The following is a 19,801-nucleotide window of genomic DNA, read 5'->3' as shown; positions in this document are numbered from 1 at the left end:
GTGGATATGAACAGAATTGCGAAGAAGCGTATGCGTCATCCTTTCTTTCATATTTCTCATTGGACGAAACACTAGAGCATTCATTGCTTTAGTGTTTTTTTATTGCCTTTTGAAGGAGGAGCTGCCAAATGAGGTACCAAAGAGTTCTGATTAAACTGAGCGGCGGTGCCGTAGCAGGAGGAAGCGAATTCGGCTTCGATCCGGCGAGACTCGATCATATTGCGGGCGAGATTATGACCGTAGTCGGCATGGGCGTTGAAGTGTGCCTCGTTATCGGGGGCGGCAACATTTTTCGCGGCAATATGGGCGAGAGCTGGGGCATTGAAAAAGCGGAGGCCGACAATATCGGAACGCTGGCGACCGTGATCAACAGCTTGATGCTGCGGGGTGTCCTCAAAGCCAAAACCGACGCGGAAGTGCGCGTCATGACCGCGATTCCGATCGCATCGGTGGCGGAGCCTTTCATTAGATTGCGGGCCATCCACCATTTGGAAAAAGGGTACATCGTTATTTTTGCCGGCGGCAACGGCCAGCCTTACGTAACGACCGATTATCCTTCGGTTCAGAGAGCGATTGAGGTGAACTGCGACGCCATTCTGGTCGCCAAGCAAGGTGTCGACGCCGTATACGACAAAGACCCCAAACTCCATGCGGATGCCAGGCAGTACAAGTCCCTCCACTACAACGACGTCATTCAAAACAATTTGAAAGTGATGGATCAATCCGCATTCATTTTGGCACGGGATTATCACCTGCCTATTCATGTGTTCAATTTCGACAAACCCGGATCAATGAAAGAAATTTGCGAAGGCAAAAACACGGGCACGCTGATCAGCAAGGATTCCGTACTCACGTTCATATAACCGTAAAAAGGATACAGGAGCAGCCGAGCGTCTGCCTCTGTATCCTTTTTTTTCATCCGAGCGGCGCCGGATATACGTAGTAATCGTTCACGTTCTTCGTCTCAAAACCGCAAGACTTGTATAGCCCAAGCGCGCCTTCGTTACCTACGGCAACTTCCAGCTTCATGACGCCCGTCTGGCCCTGCTCCTGCAAATACCCGATCGTCTGCCGCAATATGCTGCGTCCATACCCCAGGCCCCGCTTCTCAGGCAGCACGCAAAAGCCGTAAATGAACGAGGAGCCGTCCTTTTCCACCATCGCGCCGATCTTTCCGACCGGTTCCCGATCCGGGCCGAGCTCGGCAATAAGGGTGTGTTCTTTTTCCCCGTTGATCGTTTCCGTCACATACTCCCTTGCGTCCTGCTCGGCCATCGCAAACCCGGCCATATTCAGGGTGACGAGCAGCTCCGTATCGCTCCTGTCGGCCAGACGGAGGCGAATCCCGTGGGTTTCCGCAGGCGAATCCTGCGCGGTATGACCGCTGTTCTTTTCCATGACATACTCGGAAAAATCGTATACCGCGCCGAATTGGGCAAGGTATGCCTTGCCGCCGGCCGAGCCGCGCTGATTGATAAAGATCAGCTTCGGAATCGCTCTGCGGCTGCACTCCTCTTGGGCGGCTTTCGTCAATTCGCTGAATATGCCGCGCCGCCGATAATCGGGATGCACCATGCCGCTGATTTCCGCTTCGGCCGAAATAAAACTGTAAATGCCTAAAAATCCGACCAAACGCCCCTCGTCATAGTACAAAAAATCGTTCAAAACCCCTTCGGGCCGGCTCGCAAGCGTACCCCAATTCAGCTTGATTTCAATCTGCTCCGCCGCATTGCAAATATCGGCAAGACGCCGTACCTCTTCCAGTTCCGACGCCGTCAAGCCCACGCTGGGCTGCAATCCATGCCTCAAACGATCTCCCCCATCCCTTTAATTAACCACTGGTTATTAAGGGAATTATACATGTCCCGCGCCCCGCGTGGTAAGCTAAAAAATAACTTTAAACATTTTTTCCGGCGTAAGTGAACGTTTCCCGCAGGCTCGTCGTACTATCTACGAACTCAGACAGAGAGGAAGTCAACTTTGGAGGAACGCGAATTAATCGGCCAGGCCATGCAGGGCGATAACGCCGCTCTGTCCATGCTGCTGCGGCAGCATTATGCTTTCGTCTATAAATATCTGCTTAAAATAACGCTGGATTCCCACATGGCCGAGGATCTTGCCCAAGAAACCGCGGTCAAGTGCATCGAGAAAATCAAACTGTACAACGGGCAGTCGAAGTTTTCCTCGTGGATGATAACGATTGCGACGAATCTGTTCATTGATCTGACGCGGCGAAAGAAAAGAGAAATGCTCTGGCAGGAGCAGGAACAATCGCTGCGGCGCATGCAGTGGCAAGTCGGTCAGCAAAATGAAAACTGGCCCGAAGTGCTTAGCATACTGGGGGCCATGTCTCACGACATACGAGTCCCCGTGATTTTGAAGCATTATTACGGGTACACCTACGACGAAATCGGGCTGATGCTGGGGATCGCTGAAGGCACAGCAAAATCCAGAGTGCACAACGGACTGAAGCAATTGCGAAAGGAGCTGGATTAAAGTGGACGCAGAGGATTTCAAAAATAAGTTCAAGAAGCAGGGGGCGGACGGACCCGGGACGAAGCAGCCGGAGCCGTCACCGCCTGACGACTTGGCCGTTCAGGGTCTGCAAGCAGGGCTTAACCGGCTGGATGAGCTGTTTCCGGCCTTTACGCCCGACCCGCAATGGTTCGAACGGAAAGTAGCCGAGACCAAAGCCAATCAGCGCTCCCGGCTGATGCAGGATCTGATCAAGCTATGGCTTGCTGCGCTGCTGCTGCTGGGGCTGCTCTATGTAACGATTGCCGCTCAGCCTGTATTATTTATCGCTCTGCAAGCGATAGCCGTCATTGCGCCGTTAGTTTGGCTGCTGCTCGGAAAGCGGGTGAACCATCATGAATAAACCGAGTCCGGATCAGCTGCCCCTCTGGGCTTGGATCGGCATCGCGCTGCTGGCCCTTGGCCAAAGCACCTGGCTGTTCGTGGATGCCCGCAGGCGAAACGCCAAATACCCGTGGTTTTGGGGCATCTGGGGCATTATACAAATTCCGACTCCGCTGGTCGTCTACTTGTTCGCAGTACGCAAAATTCACCGTTCCAAAAAGGAGTGATTTTCATGGCATCTCATATGTTTAGATCGGTTCGATCCGGATTTCTGGCCAACAAGCGCATGGTGCTTGTCCTGACTTTGCTGGGAATTTTGGGCGGATTGACCATCATCCCTTACCAGCTGGCGCTTTTGGGTCAAAGCTTAAGCTCCGCAGTCCCGCAGGGACAACCCCCGCTGGCGGTTCTCATCATACTGACGGTTGTGCAAACGGCTGTCATCACTTTTCTCGCAAGCACGATCGGGCTTTCTTTGGCTCCGAAGACCGGACTCGGCGCACCGCTGCTGCGGAGCTGGCTGTACGGAGGGAAGCGGCCCGCTTTTTCGAAAAAGTGGCTGTTTGTTGCGGTATCGGGAAGTTTCTTGGGAAGCTTCTTGCTGATTATGGCGGATATGCTCCTGTTTCAACCGCATCTCCCGAAGCTTTCGTCACAGCCGGCCGTGTCCATGTGGAAAAACGCCCAGACATTCGTATACGGAGGCATCGTCGAAGAGGTGCTGGTGCGCTTGTTTCTCATGACCGCATTCGTGTGGATCATCGCCAAATGCCTGGGCGCGCCTTCCCGAATCCCGTCCCCGGTATACTGGATCTCGATTGTCCTCTCCACCATCCTGTTCGGAGCAGGGCATTTGCCCGCCACAGCCGCCTTATTCGGGGATTTGACCCCGCTGATTATCACAAGAGCGCTGCTCGGCAACGGGCTGCTGGGCATCCTTTTCGGTTACCTGTATTGGAAGAAGGGACTGGAATACGCCATCATTTCCCATATGTTCGGAGATCTTTTCTTGCATGTCCTTTGGCCTCTTATTTTAACTTAGGAATAATAAAAACAACCTCTTCCGAGAGGATTCGAAAATGAGCGATCGCGGCTCTATTCAGCAAGTACCCAGCGTAAGGCGGCTAGACAGTGGGAGAGCCTGCGGAAAGTACAGGCCGCCCAAAAACACCCCGCGTCAGAGGCGATAGGATAGCTACAATCTGCCTGACTGCGCGAAGAAAACCTGCAAAAATACAGGAATTTGCGTCCTTGATCGCTGGCCACGAACAATTCCTGCAATTGTGCAGGCTTTTCCCCGAACACATGGGCTCAGATCCACTTTCAGCGGAAATTCCTGCACTTTTGCAGGTTTTTCGCCAAAATAAACCGATTACGCAGAAAAAACCTGCACTTTCGCAGGTTTTCTCCCTACCAAGCGGCTGCCCGCCCAGTTGCGCAGTTCTACGACCTACACCGGGAGAGGCACGCGCCCAGAAAAAGCGGCTCCCCCCCAAATTAGGACCACCACTGATTCCCCTAACCCTAACAAAGTGTCGCGGCCTTCTCGGGCAGCCTAACATATGCCGGCTTGCTTCGCGAGCGGCCAGGCAGATTACGCTGTCGACTCTGACGAAAAAGGCCTGCCCGCCGTGGATACGCATCCAGGCAGGCAAGCCCTTTAAATCGGCAGCAGCGCTACGGAGTCGCGCTTTTTCAGCTCTTCAACCATGTCCAGCCATTTCGCCGGCTTGTTGGACAGCACCGCGTAGTAGCGCGTCAAAAACCGCACGACCAGCTCTGCCGGAATGTGCGCCCGCTCCTCGTCCGCGGGCAGGAAGCACAGGTCAAGCCCCTCCACGGCTTCGCCGTTGTTTTCCCAGGACGGATGCACATAGCCCAGGTCAAGCCGCTTGTAGCCCAAGTGCGACAGCACTTCGCGCCGCACGTAAGGGTTCATCGGCTTTACGCCGCCGAACTCGTGTTCGATATTGCGATACGGGTCATAAATCTCGGCGAACATGCCGGTCATCGGCTTGCCCGCTGCGGCGGCTACAGCCTGCAAATCTTCCGTGCGCTTGCGCGCAAGAAAGCGTCCGATGCCAAGCCCCGGGCGGCCAATGATCGTAAAATCGGTCATCGCCACCTGGAAGTCGTCATAATAGCGATATTCCGTCGCTCCGACGACTTTGCCTTCGTGCACCGCCACGAACACGCGGATACCCGGGTCTTCCAGCGGCTCTTTCCATAACGAATACTCCAGCACTTCCTCAGGCGGGAATACCTCTTTCATCAAATCGTGCATCGACCGAAACAACGGATTTTCAATACTGGCAATGCGAACATATTCCATCTTGATAACTCCTTCTTTGCGTTCATTTGAATGGATTGCGCCACTCCATCAGCAGCGCGTAATTGCAGGAATCCTCGTCTTCCAAATAATTGGCCACGACCTGAACCGGCGTTCGCCCGCAGCGCAGCAGAAAGGTGATCACAGGGTCCTTCATCGTGCCGTTCACCAGCGCTTTTACATATTCCTGGACGCTCATGGTGTCCACAACTTTATGATACCCCGGCATCCGCCCGCCGCCCAAAAGCCTTGTCATGCCCAAATGCACAACCACTTCGTACATGGACTGCATCAGCCATTTGCCGAGACCCAGCTTCCGGTAGGCGGGAGCAATGCAAATATCGACAATGTAAAGCGTGTCGCCGTCAGGACGGTGGGTCCGAATGTACCCGTTATCGGTTACGGAAGCCCAGCTGTGGTCGGTATCGCCCGGGTCAAAGCGGATTCGCAGGCCGGTCATGGACCCGACAACCTCGCCGCCGATTTCCACACAGAGCGCTCCCTCCGGAAAACGTACAATATGTTCCCGCAGCTGCTCCGCGTTCCACCATAATTCCGAAGGAAAAGGCGGCGGAAAGCTTTCCTGCTGCACGCGGATCAACGCCTCAAAATCGTTCCTGGTATAATTGCGGATGATCGCTTCTACCGGCTTATTCCCGTCAAAGACGTACATTCGTTTCAAATAAAACTTCGTCCCGTCCCCCTGCCCCGCAGGTGTGGCTGGTTTGTCCATCGGTGCGCATCCTCCTTATTCGCCAAGTTTAAGCTTAAGACCAATCGGTGTATAAATCCGTCCTGCGGTCGCGCCAAGTAGTGACGGACCCCCGTTCCCGAACTTGCTCCAGCATCTCCAAATCCAGATCCGCCGTGACGACCATGTCATCGTTAATCTCGCCTTCGACGAGAATGCCCTTGGGCGGGAACGGAACGTCGTTCGGCGTCAGCACGGCCGCCTGCCCGAAATTGCCTCTCATAAAATCTACCGTAGGCAGAGCCCCGACCGTCCCTGTAGTCACGACATAGATCTGATTCTCGATCGTTCTGGCGTGACAAGTATAGCGGACGCGGTGGAAGCCGTGACGGTCATCCGTGCAGGAAGGGGCGAACAGCACATCGGCCCCGCGGGCCCTGGCCATGCGTACGATTTCCGGAAATTCCACGTCGTAGCAGACGAGGATGGCGATCCGCCCTTTGTCCGTATCGAATACTTGCAGGCTGTCGCCCGCCCCCATGTTCCATTCCTTGACTTCCGTCGGTGTAATATGCAGCTTTTTCTGCTCGGCGATCCGGCCGTCCGGATAAAACAAATGTGCGGTGTTATACAGCTTGCCGCCCTCTGACGTAATATGCGTGCCTCCAATGAGGTGCATGCCCGTCTGCTCGGCCAAACCTTTGAACAAATCGCGGTACGCTTCCGTAAAATCCGGCAAGGCCTCGATCGGCAGCGCTTTGCCGCTTCCGTCGCCGATTGACATCAGCTGCGTCGTAAACAGCTCCGGAAACAGCACAAAATCCGCCTCGAACTCCTGCGCCGTCTTCACATAATGCTCCACTTGCGCGGCGAACTCCTCAAAGCTATGAATCGTATGCAGATGATACTGCACCGCGGATACTCTCATTTTCATCAACAGTTCTCCCCTTCTCAGTTCCGATAGCGCTTCAGCCCTCGCCTAGCCGTACCAGCACACGGCCCCGAATGCGCCCCTGCAAAATATCGGCCGCAGCCGCCGGAATTTCATCCAAAGCAATCTCGCGGCTGACCATCTCGTCCAGACGGGACGGTTTGATCGCGCCCGCCATCCGCTGCCAAAGCTGCTGTCTAAGCGGCATCGGGCAGTATACTGAATCAATGCCCAGCAAGTTCACGCCCCGCAGGATAAAAGGATACGCCGCCGCGGCAAAATCCGTACCGCCCGTTAAACCGCTCAGCGCTATAGAGCCGCCATAGCGCATGCTGCTCAGCAAATAGGCCAGCGATGCGCCGCCTACGGGATCCACCGCTCCCGCCCATCTCTCTTTGTTGAGAGGCTTGCTCTCGGCGGGACTCAGCTCTTCGCGCGTCAGTATCCGCGCGGCGCCAAGCCCAAGCAAATAGTCGCGCTCCGCCGATTTGCCCGTACCGGCCTCGACCTCGTATCCGAGGCTGGCAAGCATGGAAACCGCGTGGCTGCCGACACCGCCCGTCGCGCCGCGCACGAGCACGGGCCCTTGCCCCGGGCTCAGCCCGCTTCGTTCCAGGCGCTCGATGGACAGCGCCGCAGTGAAGCCCGCCGTGCCGAGAATCATCGCCTCGCGATGAGTCAACCCCTGCGGCAGCGGCACGACCCAATCAGCGGGTACGCGCACGCACTCGCTGAACCCGCCAAAATGACCGGTTCCCAGCTCGTAACCGGTCACCACGACATCGTCGCCTTCCCGATATCTCTCATCGCTGGAAGCAACAACTGTCCCCGCTACATCAATCCCCGGCACCATCGGAAAAGAACGCACCACACGCCCCTCCTGGCTGCAGGCCAGCGCATCTTTGAAATTAATGCCGGAGTAAGCCGCCCGGATCGTCACCTGCCCGGGAGGAAGATTATCTATATGCAGTTCTGCAACCTCAGCGAAAAAAACACCCTCAGTCCGGCCCACCTGTAAAGCCCGAAACATCCCCATGCCATCGCCTCCTCAGCTTCAACCGAATTATAGCCCCACCCTTCCAGTTTACTAAAATAGACAGGCTGTTTCCAATCATATGCTAAGCCGTCAAGCCGAACCCGCAAAAAGCGAAAATAAACCGGATCTTCGAACCGGGAAAATGAGGCAGCCTGCATTTTACAAGATACAACTACGCTCCTGGGAGACTGTCCGACGGAGTTACTTTTGTGCATACCAGGTGAATCATGACTGCATATATTGCCGCTCACACTGCATAATGACTGTCATTTTGCTTATATACCTTCTACGTGGTTCATCGGACAGACTCCTAGTTCAATTAGTTGCGCTAGTCATCTCAGGCAGGCCGCACCGCGCGCTCACGCCCCTGCCCAACCGCCACCCGGCCAACTCACATCAACTCGCGTCAACAACTTAGCATACGTCCGGCAAGCCAGCCATATTTTTCGCAAGTACAAAAAATAAGGGCCACCCCAAAAAGGCCGAATTAGACCTGAGGGATAGCCCATCGCTGTAAGGCAAAAAATTCGTTCTTGACCCAACCGTCCGTCAAATGGCTTGAGAGAGCCGGCCAACCTGCAAAAGCCAGCCAGCCCGAGAAAGCCACGATGCCTTTGTTAGGGTCGCCGACAAGAGCGCTAATTTGCGGACTGCCAAAAGCAGCTCGTTCTGGCGGAAAACCTGCGGAAGCGGAAATGCAGGCTTTTTCCATAGAAACATCCCGTTCTGACAAAAAGCCTGCGAAAGTGCAGGCTTTTTCCGTGAAAGCGGCTCGTTTTGACGAAAAGCCTGCAATTGTGCAGGAATTTCCGCTTAAAACGGGGCTGAGCCCACGTGTTCGATGGAAACCCTGCACATTTGCAGGAATTCTCCGTTGCCAGCGTAACAAGGAGCAAAAAACAGCACTTTTGCAGGCTTTCTCGCAAACCAAACCTGTGATACGCTAACTTCCGTGAAAGTAGCTAGTTTTGGTGAAAACGGAAATGCAGGCTTTTTCCATAGAAACATCCCGTTCTGACAAAAAGCCTGCCAAAGTGCAGGCTTTTTCCGTGAAAGCGGCTCGTTTTGACGAAAAGCCTGCGATTGTGCAGGAATTTTCGCTTAAAACGGGTCTGAGCCCACGTGTTCGATGGAAAACCTGCACTTTTGCAGGAATTCTCCGTTGCCAGCGTATCAAGGAGCAAAAAACTGCACTTTTGCAGGCTTTCTCGCAAACGAAGCCAGCGATACGCTAGCCGGCATCGGCGCCGGGGCTAGCTGCTCGCAAACCCGGCGGCGTCGAGAAATCTGCGGAACGCTTGCTGCCCTTCCCCGGTGCGTTTGAACACGCCGGCGTCGAGCAGCACGTCCAGGAACTTGCCGCCGACTTCCGCTTGCAGCGCTGCGTCCGCCGCTGCCGGAGTCATCGCTGATCCATGCTTCGCGATCAGCGACTCGATCCACGCTGCATGCTTGTGCAGCGGATGGTCCGCGTCCTCGCGGATCTCGCGGCCGAAGCCGGCTGTGCCGGCGAGGAGCTGCGCGATCTGCGCCAGCTCTTGCTGCAGGCGGCCCGGCAGCACCGCCAGCCCCATAACTTCAATCAAGCCGATATTTTCCTTCTTGATGTGATGCAAGTGCCGGTGCGGATGGAAGATGCCATCCGGGTGCTCTTCGCTGGTGCGGTTATTCCGCAGCACCAGGTCAAGCTCGTACTCGCCCCGCGCATTGTTGCGGGCGATCGGCGTGATCGTGTTATGCGGGATGCGCTGTCCGTCCTTCTCGGAGAAAGCCAGAACTTCCGCTTCCGCATCGCTGTACGCTCGCCAATCGTCGAGCAGCTTGCTCGCCAGCTTGTACAGCGTCTCTTTGTTGTGGCTGCTCAGGCGGAGGACCGACATCGGCCATTTGACGATGGCGGCCTTCACGCCGGCGAAATCCGGGTGCGCGAAAACCGCTTCGCCAGGCGCTTTTTCCATCGGGAATTTGTGGCGTCCGCCCTGGAAATGGTCATGGTTCAGAATCGAACCGCCGACGATCGGCAAATCCGCATTCGAGCCGATGAAATAATGCGGGAACTGATCGATAAAATCGAGCAGCCTGCGGAACGTTTGCGCCGTCGTTTTCATCGGAATGTGCTGCTCGTGGAAAATAATGCTGTGCTCGTTATAGTACACATAAGGCGAGTATTGGAAATACCAGTTCTCCTCGTCCAATCTCAGCGGAATGACGCGGAGGTTCTGTCTGGCCGGATGATCCACCCGCCCTGCGTAGCCCAAATTGTCCGCGCACAGCAAACATTTGGGATAGCTGCTTTGCGGCAGCGTTTTGAGCAGCGCGATTTCTTTCGGATCTTTTTCCGGCTTGGACAGATTGATTGTAATTTCCAGATCTCCGTAATCCGTGCCGGCTAACCAATACGCGTTTTTGCGGATTCGATCCATGCGGATGTAGTTCGAGTCAATCGACAGCTTGTAAAAATAGTCCGTAGCCGCTTCCAAGCTCTGCAGCTTGGCGGTAGTCCGGAACTGATGCACGACTTCAGAAGGGCGCGGCATCAATAACCCCATAATTTTGGCGTCCAGCAAATCCCGGTATGTCGCCGTATTGTCTTCCAATAAGCCTGCCTCGTAAGCGTCGTCAAGCAACTGCTCCAGCAGCTCGACAGGGCTGTCCAGCCTCTCGTCCGGCACTTCGCCGCCATAAGGCTCGGCGAGGCCGAATAAATCCAAAAGCGCGTTCCTTGATGCATACATATCAAGCGGCTCTACAAGTCCGTTTTGCTTCGCGAACTGCAGCAGCCGTTCTATCGTCAATGCCGCACGAGGCGGCGTCGTTCCGTTCCGTTCCATGGTCGCCCTGCTCCTTTCCATAATCTCTGCGCTGTAACCGGGCTTCGAATTATTCCTTACTTATCCCCGTAGCCGCCGGGGTGGTTTTGATGCCAATTCCATGCGCTCTCGATGATAGCTTCAAGCGAATCGCGCGACGGCTTCCAGCCGAGCTCCGTTCTTGCCCGCTCCGAAGAGGCGATCAGGACGGCAGGGTCGCCGGCTCTCCGCGGCTCCACGACAGCCGGTATCGCATGGCCCGTCACTTTGCGCGCGATGTCGATGACGGCTTTTACCGAGAAGCCTCTGCCGTTGCCCAGGTTGTAAATGCTGCTGTCCGAGCCCTGGCGCAGCTTCTCGACGGCCAGGATGTGCGCGCTCGCCAGGTCGCTGACATGAATGTAGTCGCGGATGCACGTTCCGTCCTCCGTCGCATAGTCGTCGCCGTAGATCGAAATGTGCTGTCTTTGGCCGAGCGCCACCTGAAGGATGATCGGGATCAAATGCGTTTCGGGGCTGTGATCCTCGCCGATTTTGCCGCTCGCGTGGGCTCCCGCCGCATTGAAATAGCGCAGCGACACATATTTGATGCCGTGTGCGGCATCGAACCACTTCATCATTTTTTCCATAGCCAGCTTCGTTTCGCCGTACGTGTTCGTAGGCAGAGTACGATCCGTTTCGAGGATCGGAATGTTTTCCGGCTCGCCGTAAGTCGCCGCCGTGGAGGAGAATACGATTTTTTTCACGCCGTACTCGTTCATTTTCTCCAGCAGGCACAGCGTGCCGTATACGTTGTTATGATAATATTTCGCCGGGTTGGTCATGCTCTCGCCCACAAGCGAATTCGCCGCAAAATGAATGATCGCATCAATCGCATTTTCCTTGAACACCGTGTCCAAAAACTCGCCGTCGCGCAAATCTCCAACGTACAGCTTGCCGCCCAGAACCGCTTCGCGATGCCCCTGCTGCAAATTGTCGACAACGACAACTTCCTCGCCTTTCGCCAGCAGCTCCGCTACCGCATGCGAGCCGATATACCCGGCTCCGCCGGTGACCAAAATCGCCATTTTACAACGCCTCCCCGATTTTTTCGACTCCATTCCCGATTTCACATACGTAGAAACTTGGCGTCAAACCTGTTTTTCCGGTATATTCCCGGCCTACTTGTTCAATAAATGTCTGCACGCTGTCTTCATGCACCAAAGAAACCGTACAACCGCCAAAACCCGCCCCCGTCATCCGCGCGCCAAGCACGCCGGGAACTTTCAACGCCGCTTCCACCATAGTATCCAGCTCGGGGCCGGTCACTTCGTACAAGTCGCGCAGCGAGTCGTGCGAGCCGATCATCAGCTTGCCGAACGCCTCCAGGTTGTCCGCTTTCAGCACCTCGATCGATTGCAGGACGCGGTCGATTTCCTCAATAACGTGCTGCGCTCTGCGGCGGACCGTCTCGTCAGGAATTAGGTGCTTGTATGCGCCAAACTGCTCCAGATTGATTTGGCCGAGCAGCGTGATGTCAGGGAACTGCTTTTGCAAGTAAACGACGGCTTGCTCGCACTGGCTTCTTCTTTCGTTGTAGGCGGAATCGACAAGCCCTCTGCGCTTGTTCGTGTTGCCGATCACAAGTCTGTAGCTGCCGCCCCGGAACGGCACATACTCGTATTCAAGCGTATCGCACATCAGCAAAATCGCGTGATCCCGCTTGCCGTTCGCCACCGCAAATTGGTCCATAATGCCACTGTTGACGCCGACGAACTGGTTTTCCGTTTTTTGCGCGAGAAGCGCGATTTTCACCGTGTCGGTCGGATAACCTTCCAGCATCAGGAGGCCGAAAGCCGTAACCACCTCAATCGAAGCCGATGAAGAAAGACCTGCGCCATTCGGTATTTCGCCGTGGAACAAAAGATCGTAGCCTTTCGTCACCGGAAAACCTTCTTTAGCCAGATGGACTACGATTCCTTTGGGATAGTTCATCCAGTCGTCCGCTTCGTTATATGCCATATCCGTTATGGAAATTTGTTTGCGCAGCTCCATGTTCGTAGAGGCAAAGCCGATCTTGTGATCCGCTCTCGGACGAGCCAGCATCGTCGTTCCGAACGTCAGCGCCGCAGGGAATACGTAACCGCCGTTGTAGTCGGTATGCTCCCCGATCAAATTTACCCTTCCTGGCGCATGGAAAGCCGAAATTGCCGCTGAAGAATCTCCGTAAATCTCAATAAATGTCTGCTTTAACGCTTGCAAATCTGCCATGTCGGCACCGCCTTTTGTGGGAATGAGATTCGTTGTATTTGGAATGTTTGTAACTACAGTATAAGAGATCGCGTAGTGATTGACTATGGAAGGATGTTATTATTACATGGAAAAATGTGATTTACAGCATTCATTTGCAGATGGAACTATGCTAAAATCGGAGGATACCGCATGGAATGCCGTTCACATAGAAGGAGGATAGCGCCGCTATGCCGAAGCCTCACAGCTACTACGTGGTTTCCAATCCGCTAACGTCTCAGGATAGCGAACTGCTCGTGCTGTTTACGGGAGAAAGCCAGACCAAGCCGGAGCATCGTCTGGGCCCCAAAGTGTACGATTACTATTTGATACATTATATCATATCAGGAAAAGGCGTTTTTACGTGCCGCGGAGAGGAATATGAGCTTGGCGCTGGAGACAGCTTTCTTATCGAACCCGAGCAGTTGGTCAGCTACATCTCCGACCCGGAGGAACCTTGGCACTACTGCTGGATCGCCTTCACGGGTCCGCGCGCTGCGGGGCTTGTCGCCGAGACCGGGATCAGCTCCGCCCGTCCGATTGTACGAATGGGCCGAAACCGCCATATTCCGGTCATTTTCCACCAAATCCGCCACGCCTTTCGGGCGCGGGGCGCTAATGCGCAATTGAAAGCGAGCGGATATTTGCACCTGCTGCTCTCGGAATACTGCGCGGCGCTTGCGATCCCTTCCACGTCCTGGGCGGTCGCCGATGCGGAGAACGATCGCGTCGTGCAGCAGGCGATTCACTACTTGTCCACCCAATACGCCGAGCCGATCACCATCGAGCTCATGGCGGAAAACCTCGGTTACAACCGCGCCTACCTGTCGCGGATATTCAAACGTCACACGAAAGTGACACCCGTGACATTCCTGCTCAAACTGCGCATCGATAAAGCCAGGCAGCTGCTGCGCGAGCGTCTTGAGCTTACCGTGGAACAAATCGCCTCCTCGGTCGGCTTTCACGACCCGCTGTACTTCTCGAAGCAATTCCGCCGCTTGTATGGCGTGTCGCCTACAGAGTACCGCAACCGGATGAAATCTTTGCAGCTATGATTAAACAAAATCAATCAACCCTTTCGGTATTTTCGATTTTTTTGCAAAAATCAGTTTAAATTGCTTCTTTTTCGTATATAATACGGTTATAATTGCAAAAAAATAGCAATCAATTTGCAAGTTGTGTATGGAGGTGCTTACATGCTGGTTATGTTTCGTGCTAATAATTTTTTATCGTTTCAGAACGACGCTGTTCTTGATATGAGGGCTGCTTTCTACAAAGAGCATGAGTCGCATATCATTTCTACAAAATATTTCAACTTATTGAAGACAGTCGCCATTTACGGGGCCAACGCGAGCGGCAAATCCAATTTGATTAGTGCCCTTTATTGGTTTAAACGATTTATTCTAAATCAACTTTTTCAGGACTCTACCGCCTATGACGAATCAGATCGCTTGACCTCTATCGAACCTTTTCTATTAACGGATGCAGAAAAGGAATCGGTTGAATTTGAAATGATATTCATTTACCAAAAATTCCTTTTTCAGTATGGATTTTCATTCTCCGGAACGACGATTAAGTCGGAATGGCTGTATGTTGACAAAGATCTTGTTTTTGATCGCGATGCAAACAAGGGACTTGAATACGGTCCAAAGTATCGGGGGCAGCTTCAAAATCTGAGCAAATACCGCGAGGACCGATTGTATCTTTCCGTTCTCGACTATTTCGCCACGGATAAAGTCAAGGAAATGATTGATCATTTCAAGGGCTTTTTTCAGAAAAATTTTAATGTGTACCACGAATTAGTTCTAGAATCTACTATCAAAGGTACGGCCGGATCCGTTTTTAACTCTAAAAAATTGCTCGACAATGAAATGTTCCGCATGCAAGTTGCCGATTATGTAAATTTAATTGACGTGGGTATTGAGAATATCACCGTTGAGAAAGAAATGCGGCTGCATCCCAAAACTGGCGAGGAACAAGAGATTCCTGTTATCAAAACCGTTCACCCCATCTATGATGCAGAGGGCAACCGGGTCGGCAGCAAAGCTTTTGATCTTTCCAAAGAATCTTCCGGGACATTGCGTTTTTTATCATTTATTCAGCGAATTTTGATTCTGATGGAAACCGGAGGTGTGTTCATAATCGACGAACTGTCCGCCAGACTGCATCCCTTACTCACCAAATTTATCGTGGATATGTTTCAGTCCGAAGCTAATTCCAACTATGCCCAACTCGTTTTCACCACTCACGAAACGTCCATATTAAACAAAAATCAGTTCCGTCGAGACGAGGTTGTGTTTGTTGATAAGGACGACAAGGGAGTATCTCAAATTTATTCTCTTTCTGATTTGAAAGCCATTCGATCTATCGCCACCTACAATAAAGATTATTTTAACGGTAAATACGGCGCAATACCCATTTTCAAAACGTCCCGCTTAAGTAACGGCAGGAATTAATATGGTACGTTTAAACCCTTTCATTCCAAGGTCGTCAGATACGAAGGCAGGTCATTTAGGCAAAATCCTTCTTTTTTGTGAAGGCACGACTGAAGTCAATTATTTCGAATTCTTTGCCGCGATCATACAAAAAAACCGCAACAAATATTCCCATATCGATATCGTTCCTACTTTGGCCGGAGGGAATGCGAGAAGAGTTCTTAATTTCGCGAATCATTATTTGAATGACGATAACAATTTGCGCAAATACGGCCTATACGAGAAGTGTTTGATTTTCGACTGCGACGCTCCTCCCGAGATCGAAGAAGCTATTTCCGAAATGCAGCTTTCATCCCACGATTACGTAATACTGCCAAGCAATTTATCCTTTGAAATATGGCTGCTCATGCATTTTGAAGATGTTAATGTTAATTTTTCAGACACAAAAACTAAGATTTTTGAGCGTCTTAAAGCGGTACTTGGCAGAGCGGATTATGAAAAATCGGATAAAGGCATGATTCGGCAAATAATTGGGAACGGGGATAGCATAAGGAAAGCTATTTCAATCGCTCAAACCTTAGACCAGACATATAAAGAACAAGGGCTTTCCATAGACATACATATTCGTCAAATGAACCCCTTCACTCTAGTGTATACGTTAATGGAGCGAATTCTGGACGAAATGCATAAATCGGAATTATAGACTTCTATTATTAATATTAAAAACAAAAACATGCACCCATTCGAGCTTAGTCGCCCGTTCAGGTGCATGTTTGCTGTTATCGTTTGCCCGGATCGTAAGGCTCGCCGAGCGAGGATGGGGCTTTGGCCCTGCCTACTGCGCCGGCCAGCACAAGAATTGTCAGTACATACGGCAGCATGTACAAAAATTCTTGCGGAATGCTTTTCGTGAAATCGAACAGCTGCAAAAAGTTTTTCAACGCCTGCGCCATGCCGAAAAATACCGCCGCGCCCAGCGCACCGAACGGATGCCACTTGCCGAAGATCATGGCAGCCATCGCGATGAAGCCTTGCCCGGAAATCGTATTGTGCGAGAAATTGCTTGTCGTCGTCAGCGTGATGGTCGCTCCGCCCAGCCCGGCCAGCGCGCCGCTGATGAGCACCGCCATGTAACGGATGCGATTCACTTTAATGCCCATCGTATCCGCGGCGCTAGGATGCTCGCCGACCGAGCGAAGCCGAAGGCCGAACGGAGTTTTGAACAGCACATAGTACGTGACCGCGACTAAAATTAACGCCAAATATGTCGTTGGATAAGCGGTGAATATCGCGTACCCAAGATACGGAATTTGCGACAGCACGGGAATCGCGTATTTGCTGAACACATCGTCCAGTGTTTCCGTTTGTCCGGCGCCGTTAAACAAAATTTTCACCAAATACACCGTAACGCCGGCCGCCATAAAGTTAATGACGACCCCGCTGATCACCTGATTCGCTTTGAACGTAATCGACGCCACCGCATGAATCAAGGCAAAGATAAGCGCAAACGCCACCGCCGCCAAAAGCCCGATCCACGGAGACCAAGCGCCCATATTCGCTTCTTCCGCATAGTAAGTTCCGACCGCCGATGCAAAGGCGCCGGAAACCATCAGCCCTTCGATACCGATGTTGACCACACCGGATCTTTCCGAGAAAATGCCGCCCAAAGCCCCAAAAATAAGCGCCGTTGAAAATACAAGCGTCGTATTGATCAGCTCGCTGCCTTTGGTAAGCGTCGTATTCAATATTGTAAGAAAATCCATGTTACAACGCCCTCTCTTTCTTGCGTTTCGCATAGAATGGGAGAAGTATCCATTTTACGATCCCTTGCGTCGCTACAAAAAAGATAACCGATCCGATCACGATGCGAATAATTTCCGGCGGCACGTCCGCGCCAAAGCTCATCCCGGCCGAACCGTATGTCAGACCACCGAACAAAGCCGCTCCGAGAATAATTCCCCACGGATTGTTGGCCCCCAGAAGCGATACCGCAATGCCGTCAAAACCGTAGCCTGGAGACGCCGCAGCCACAACCTGATAGTGGAACACGCCGAGAATCTCAAATACTCCGGCGAGCCCGGCAAAGACGCCGCTGATGAACATCGCTTTCACGATGTTGCGGTTGACGTCCATGCCCGCGTATTGGGCCGCATGGATATTGTGGCCGACAGCCCGCAGTTCGAAGCCTTGCTTTGTTTTCCAGAGGATGACGTAGAAAGCGACGGCGCCAAGCAGCGCTATCAAGGTCCCCCAGTGAATTCGAGCGTTATCCATCAGCTGCGACAGCCAGCCGATATTGACCATGGCCGACTCCTGAATCATATAAGAGCGCTGCTGCTTGGGCTCCAGCAAAAATGCATTCACGATATAATTTGACAAAAACAGCGCGATCCAGTTCAACATAATGGTCGTAATGACCTCATTCACACCGCGCTTCGCTTTGAGGTAACCGGCAATAGCTCCCCAAATGCCGCCGAGCAGCGCTCCTGCGAGAACAGCCAGCGGTGCATGAATGAACCATGGAAGCCCTTGGATTTTCACGCCGATTAAAGTAGCCCCGGTCATGCCCATGACGACCTGGCCTTCGGCTCCGATATTGAACAGGCCTGTCCTGAACGCAAAAGCAACGGATAAACCGGTCAAAATCAGCGGCGTAATCGATCGAACCGTTTCTCCAAGATCGTAAGGACTGCCGAAAATACGTTTGAACAGTGCGATATAGGCATCAATCGGGTTGTAACCCCCGGCGAGCATGACGAGCGCCCCGAATATAAGCCCGAGCACAATCGCGACGAGCGGCATGACCACAGTATCGCCGGTAAAAACCCTTATAGCTTTATTCATGGGCTGCTCCTTCCTTCGTGCTCCTGCTGCCCGCCATCAGCATCCCGATCTCCTGGTCGTTCGTTTCCTGCGGCAGCACTTCACCCACAATTTGTCCTTCATAAATAACAGCAATTCGATCCGATACGTTCATAATTTCATCCAATTCAAAAGAAATCAGCAGCACAGCCTTCCCTTTATCGCGCTGCTCAATCAGCTGCTTGTGCACGAACTCAATGGCTCCGACATCCAGACCGCGAGTAGGCTGCGCCGCTATAAGCAGGCTCGGGTCCTTGTGAATCTCCCTCGCAATGATCGCCTTCTGCTGGTTGCCGCCCGACAAGGAACGAGCGTTGTTATATATGCTTGGCGTACGCACGTCGAATTTTTGAATTAACTCCTCGGCATGCTTGTCTATGGCATCGTAGTTCAAAAAACCTCTGCGATTATATTCCGGATGAAAATACGTTTCGAGAACCATGTTCTCGCTCATAGTAAAATCCAACACCAGCCCGTGCTTATGGCGGTCCTCCGGAATGTGCGACAATCCGGCTTCCGAGATCGCCCTTACGGAATGATTGGTGATTTCCTTGCCCTGAAGCAATACGCGCCCGCTGTCCACCGGCCTCAGCCCGGTCAGCGCCTCGATCAGCTCGCTCTGTCCGTTGCCGTCGACACCTGCGATACCCAAAATTTCGCCGGCCCGGACTTCAAAATTGAGCCCTTTCAGCGAAGCAAGGCCTTGCTGGTTGCGCGCCGTCAAATTCTGCACCTGCAGAACAGGTTGTCCAGGCTTCGCTTCCTGTTTGCTTACTTTAAACGATACGTCGCGCCCGACCATCTTTTCCGCCAAAATTTGCGGATTGGCCTTCGCGCACTCCAGCGTGTCGATGACTTTACCCCTGCGGATAATCGTCACCATATCGGCAATTTCCATAATTTCTTTCAGCTTATGGGTAATTAGAATGATGGATTTGCCTTCCTTCACCAAATTGTCCATGATCTCCATAAGCTCGCTGATTTCCTGCGGAGTCAACACCGCCGTCGGTTCGTCGAAAATTAAAATGTCCGCACCGCGATACAGCGTTTTCAAAATCTCCACACGCTGCTGCATGCCGACGGAAATGTCTTCAATTTTTGCTTTCGGATCGACTTTCAATCCGTACTGCTCGGACAGTTTGCGCACTTTTTCCTGAGCGGTGCGGTAATCTATATTCATCCCTTTTTTGGGCTCCATGCCCAAAATGATATTTTCCGTAACCGTAAAAGGCTGCACCAGCTTGAAGTGCTGATGCACCATGCCGATTCCGAGCTCAATCGCCCGGTTCGGGCTGTCGATATTGACTTCCTTGCCTTGAATTTTAATATGGCCTTCATCCGGCTGGTACAAACCGAAGAGAATGTTCATGAGCGTCGACTTGCCCGCTCCGTTCTCTCCGAGCAATGCATGAATTTCACCTTTATGCAGCTGCAAGCTGATCGAATCATTGGCAACGATTCCCGGGAACCGCTTCGTAATATTGTAAAGCTCGACAACAGGGGTTACTGTGCTCATCGGATCACCCTACTGATTATTTTTAGAGGAAGTGCAATAAGACGGTATCGCTTCATGAAGCGAA

At 52.7% G+C, this 19,801-nt stretch carries 21 protein-coding genes; 10 read left to right on the top strand and 11 right to left on the bottom strand.

Translation table 11 applies throughout. The features are described from left to right. Positions 1 to 128: 128 nt before the first annotated feature. Positions 129 to 863, top strand: coding sequence for a UMP kinase (gene pyrH, locus AC0LWT_RS30510; RefSeq protein ID WP_474685054.1), 735 nt, complete (start codon positions 129 to 131; stop codon positions 861 to 863). 52 nt (positions 864 to 915) lie between these two features. On the opposite strand, the gene AC0LWT_RS30505 is transcribed toward pyrH, so the two are convergent. Continuing rightward, entirely contained in the window at positions 916 to 1,809 is an 894-nt protein-coding gene (locus tag AC0LWT_RS30505; RefSeq protein WP_474685053.1) for a GNAT family N-acetyltransferase, read from the bottom strand. A gap of 171 nt (positions 1,810 to 1,980) precedes the next feature. Between AC0LWT_RS30505 and sigY the strand changes: the two genes are divergently transcribed. From sigY to AC0LWT_RS30485, 4 genes are read left to right on the top strand one after another with little or no spacing between them, the layout of a single operon-like run. Beyond that, a complete protein-coding gene (gene sigY, locus AC0LWT_RS30500) occupies positions 1,981 to 2,496 on the top strand; it encodes an RNA polymerase sigma factor SigY (protein WP_474685052.1) in 516 nt (171 codons plus the stop codon). Position 2,497: 1 nt separating this feature from the next. Next, the gene (locus AC0LWT_RS30495; RefSeq protein WP_474685051.1) at positions 2,498 to 2,878 is read left to right on the top strand and encodes a YxlC family protein; all 381 of its coding nucleotides are present in this window, start codon (positions 2,498 to 2,500) and stop codon (positions 2,876 to 2,878) included. Continuing rightward, a complete protein-coding gene (locus AC0LWT_RS30490; protein ID WP_474685050.1) occupies positions 2,871 to 3,086 on the top strand; it encodes a sigmaY antisigma factor component in 216 nt (71 codons plus the stop codon). The genes AC0LWT_RS30495 and AC0LWT_RS30490 overlap by 8 nt, the downstream gene beginning before the upstream one ends. A gap of 5 nt (positions 3,087 to 3,091) precedes the next feature. Beyond that, a complete protein-coding gene (locus tag AC0LWT_RS30485; RefSeq protein ID WP_474685049.1) occupies positions 3,092 to 3,901 on the top strand; it encodes a CPBP family glutamic-type intramembrane protease in 810 nt (269 codons plus the stop codon). A gap of 618 nt (positions 3,902 to 4,519) precedes the next feature. On the opposite strand, the gene AC0LWT_RS30480 is transcribed toward AC0LWT_RS30485, so the two are convergent. The 4 genes from AC0LWT_RS30480 to AC0LWT_RS30465 are packed head-to-tail and all read right to left on the bottom strand — an operon-like array spanning position 4,520 to position 7,846. Then, positions 4,520 to 5,191, bottom strand: a complete 672-nt coding sequence (locus AC0LWT_RS30480; RefSeq protein ID WP_474685048.1) for a GNAT family N-acetyltransferase — start codon at positions 5,189 to 5,191, stop codon at positions 4,520 to 4,522. A 22-nt stretch (positions 5,192 to 5,213) separates the two neighbouring features. Beyond that, a complete protein-coding gene (locus AC0LWT_RS30475; protein ID WP_474685047.1) occupies positions 5,214 to 5,921 on the bottom strand; it encodes a GNAT family N-acetyltransferase in 708 nt (235 codons plus the stop codon). A 34-nt stretch (positions 5,922 to 5,955) separates the two neighbouring features. Continuing rightward, positions 5,956 to 6,813: a carbon-nitrogen hydrolase family protein gene (locus AC0LWT_RS30470; protein WP_474685046.1), complete on the bottom strand. Its 858-nt coding sequence runs from the start codon at positions 6,811 to 6,813 to the stop codon at positions 5,956 to 5,958. Between the two features lie 34 nt (positions 6,814 to 6,847). Further along, a complete protein-coding gene (locus tag AC0LWT_RS30465) occupies positions 6,848 to 7,846 on the bottom strand; it encodes an acrylyl-CoA reductase family protein (protein WP_474685045.1) in 999 nt (332 codons plus the stop codon). A gap of 533 nt (positions 7,847 to 8,379) precedes the next feature. Here AC0LWT_RS30465 and AC0LWT_RS30460 point away from each other — a divergent pair. Together AC0LWT_RS30460 and AC0LWT_RS30455 are read left to right on the top strand one after the other, a co-directional pair. Further along, complete coding sequence (locus AC0LWT_RS30460; protein ID WP_474685044.1) at positions 8,380 to 8,793, top strand: hypothetical protein; 414 nt, start codon at positions 8,380 to 8,382, stop codon at positions 8,791 to 8,793. Positions 8,794 to 8,817: 24 nt separating this feature from the next. After that, positions 8,818 to 9,081, top strand: a complete 264-nt coding sequence (locus AC0LWT_RS30455) for a hypothetical protein (protein ID WP_474685043.1) — start codon at positions 8,818 to 8,820, stop codon at positions 9,079 to 9,081. An 18-nt stretch (positions 9,082 to 9,099) separates the two neighbouring features. Here AC0LWT_RS30455 and AC0LWT_RS30450 read toward each other — a convergent pair whose 3' ends face one another. The 3 genes from AC0LWT_RS30450 to AC0LWT_RS30440 are packed head-to-tail and all read right to left on the bottom strand — an operon-like array spanning position 9,100 to position 12,906. Next, on the bottom strand, positions 9,100 to 10,677 hold the full coding sequence (locus AC0LWT_RS30450; RefSeq protein WP_474685042.1) for a UDP-glucose--hexose-1-phosphate uridylyltransferase: 1,578 nt from the start codon (positions 10,675 to 10,677) through the stop codon (positions 9,100 to 9,102). Positions 10,678 to 10,733: 56 nt separating this feature from the next. Beyond that, on the bottom strand, positions 10,734 to 11,723 hold the full coding sequence (gene galE / locus AC0LWT_RS30445) for a UDP-glucose 4-epimerase GalE (RefSeq protein WP_474685041.1): 990 nt from the start codon (positions 11,721 to 11,723) through the stop codon (positions 10,734 to 10,736). A 1-nt stretch (position 11,724) separates the two neighbouring features. After that, complete coding sequence (locus AC0LWT_RS30440) at positions 11,725 to 12,906, bottom strand: galactokinase (protein WP_474685040.1); 1,182 nt, start codon at positions 12,904 to 12,906, stop codon at positions 11,725 to 11,727. A gap of 209 nt (positions 12,907 to 13,115) precedes the next feature. Here AC0LWT_RS30440 and AC0LWT_RS30435 point away from each other — a divergent pair, with 209 nt between their 5' ends. The 3 genes from AC0LWT_RS30435 (at position 13,116) to AC0LWT_RS30425 (ending at position 16,062) form a co-directional block, all read left to right on the top strand. Next, positions 13,116 to 13,979, top strand: a complete 864-nt coding sequence (locus AC0LWT_RS30435; RefSeq protein ID WP_474685039.1) for an AraC family transcriptional regulator — start codon at positions 13,116 to 13,118, stop codon at positions 13,977 to 13,979. A 141-nt stretch (positions 13,980 to 14,120) separates the two neighbouring features. After that, the gene (locus AC0LWT_RS30430) at positions 14,121 to 15,380 is read left to right on the top strand and encodes an AAA family ATPase (RefSeq protein WP_474685038.1); all 1,260 of its coding nucleotides are present in this window, start codon (positions 14,121 to 14,123) and stop codon (positions 15,378 to 15,380) included. 1 nt (position 15,381) lies between these two features. Further along, positions 15,382 to 16,062, top strand: a complete 681-nt coding sequence (locus tag AC0LWT_RS30425; RefSeq protein ID WP_474685037.1) for an RloB family protein — start codon at positions 15,382 to 15,384, stop codon at positions 16,060 to 16,062. 76 nt (positions 16,063 to 16,138) lie between these two features. Here the strand turns inward: AC0LWT_RS30425 and AC0LWT_RS30420 are convergent, their stop codons facing one another. Genes AC0LWT_RS30420 through AC0LWT_RS30410 form a run of 3 tightly spaced genes read right to left on the bottom strand, consistent with a single transcriptional unit; the run spans position 16,139 to position 19,737 of the window. Continuing rightward, entirely contained in the window at positions 16,139 to 17,122 is a 984-nt protein-coding gene (locus AC0LWT_RS30420; RefSeq protein ID WP_474685036.1) for an ABC transporter permease, read from the bottom strand. Position 17,123: 1 nt separating this feature from the next. Continuing rightward, a complete protein-coding gene (locus AC0LWT_RS30415; protein ID WP_474685035.1) occupies positions 17,124 to 18,203 on the bottom strand; it encodes an ABC transporter permease in 1,080 nt (359 codons plus the stop codon). Then, complete coding sequence (locus tag AC0LWT_RS30410; protein WP_474685034.1) at positions 18,196 to 19,737, bottom strand: ABC transporter ATP-binding protein; 1,542 nt, start codon at positions 19,735 to 19,737, stop codon at positions 18,196 to 18,198. Before AC0LWT_RS30410 ends, AC0LWT_RS30415 begins: the two co-directional genes overlap by 8 nt. Positions 19,738 to 19,801 lie beyond the last annotated feature (64 nt).

It is taken from the genome of Paenibacillus sp. sgz302164 (assembly GCF_056120505.1).
Note: the sequence above shows the minus strand (reverse complement) of the source record. Positions and strands in the feature narration are given on the sequence as shown.

Coding starts and splice junctions, on each gene's coding strand:
- AC0LWT_RS30440 (WP_474685040.1), bottom strand. CDS start 12,906: ATGGCAGATTTGCAAGCGTTAAAGCAGACATTTATTGAGATTTACGGA.
- AC0LWT_RS30465 (WP_474685045.1), bottom strand. CDS start 7,846: ATGGGGATGTTTCGGGCTTTACAGGTGGGCCGGACTGAGGGTGTTTTT.
- AC0LWT_RS30425 (WP_474685037.1), top strand. CDS start 15,382: ATGGTACGTTTAAACCCTTTCATTCCAAGGTCGTCAGATACGAAGGCA.
- AC0LWT_RS30475 (WP_474685047.1), bottom strand. CDS start 5,921: ATGGACAAACCAGCCACACCTGCGGGGCAGGGGGACGGGACGAAGTTT.
- AC0LWT_RS30490 (WP_474685050.1), top strand. CDS start 2,871: ATGAATAAACCGAGTCCGGATCAGCTGCCCCTCTGGGCTTGGATCGGC.
- AC0LWT_RS30470 (WP_474685046.1), bottom strand. CDS start 6,813: ATGAAAATGAGAGTATCCGCGGTGCAGTATCATCTGCATACGATTCAT.
- AC0LWT_RS30450 (WP_474685042.1), bottom strand. CDS start 10,677: ATGGAACGGAACGGAACGACGCCGCCTCGTGCGGCATTGACGATAGAA.
- AC0LWT_RS30435 (WP_474685039.1), top strand. CDS start 13,116: ATGCCGAAGCCTCACAGCTACTACGTGGTTTCCAATCCGCTAACGTCT.
- galE (WP_474685041.1), bottom strand. CDS start 11,723: ATGGCGATTTTGGTCACCGGCGGAGCCGGGTATATCGGCTCGCATGCG.
- AC0LWT_RS30480 (WP_474685048.1), bottom strand. CDS start 5,191: ATGGAATATGTTCGCATTGCCAGTATTGAAAATCCGTTGTTTCGGTCG.
- AC0LWT_RS30410 (WP_474685034.1), bottom strand. CDS start 19,737: ATGAGCACAGTAACCCCTGTTGTCGAGCTTTACAATATTACGAAGCGG.
- AC0LWT_RS30485 (WP_474685049.1), top strand. CDS start 3,092: ATGGCATCTCATATGTTTAGATCGGTTCGATCCGGATTTCTGGCCAAC.
- AC0LWT_RS30415 (WP_474685035.1), bottom strand. CDS start 18,203: ATGAATAAAGCTATAAGGGTTTTTACCGGCGATACTGTGGTCATGCCG.
- AC0LWT_RS30430 (WP_474685038.1), top strand. CDS start 14,121: ATGCTGGTTATGTTTCGTGCTAATAATTTTTTATCGTTTCAGAACGAC.
- pyrH (WP_474685054.1), top strand. CDS start 129: ATGAGGTACCAAAGAGTTCTGATTAAACTGAGCGGCGGTGCCGTAGCA.
- AC0LWT_RS30420 (WP_474685036.1), bottom strand. CDS start 17,122: ATGGATTTTCTTACAATATTGAATACGACGCTTACCAAAGGCAGCGAG.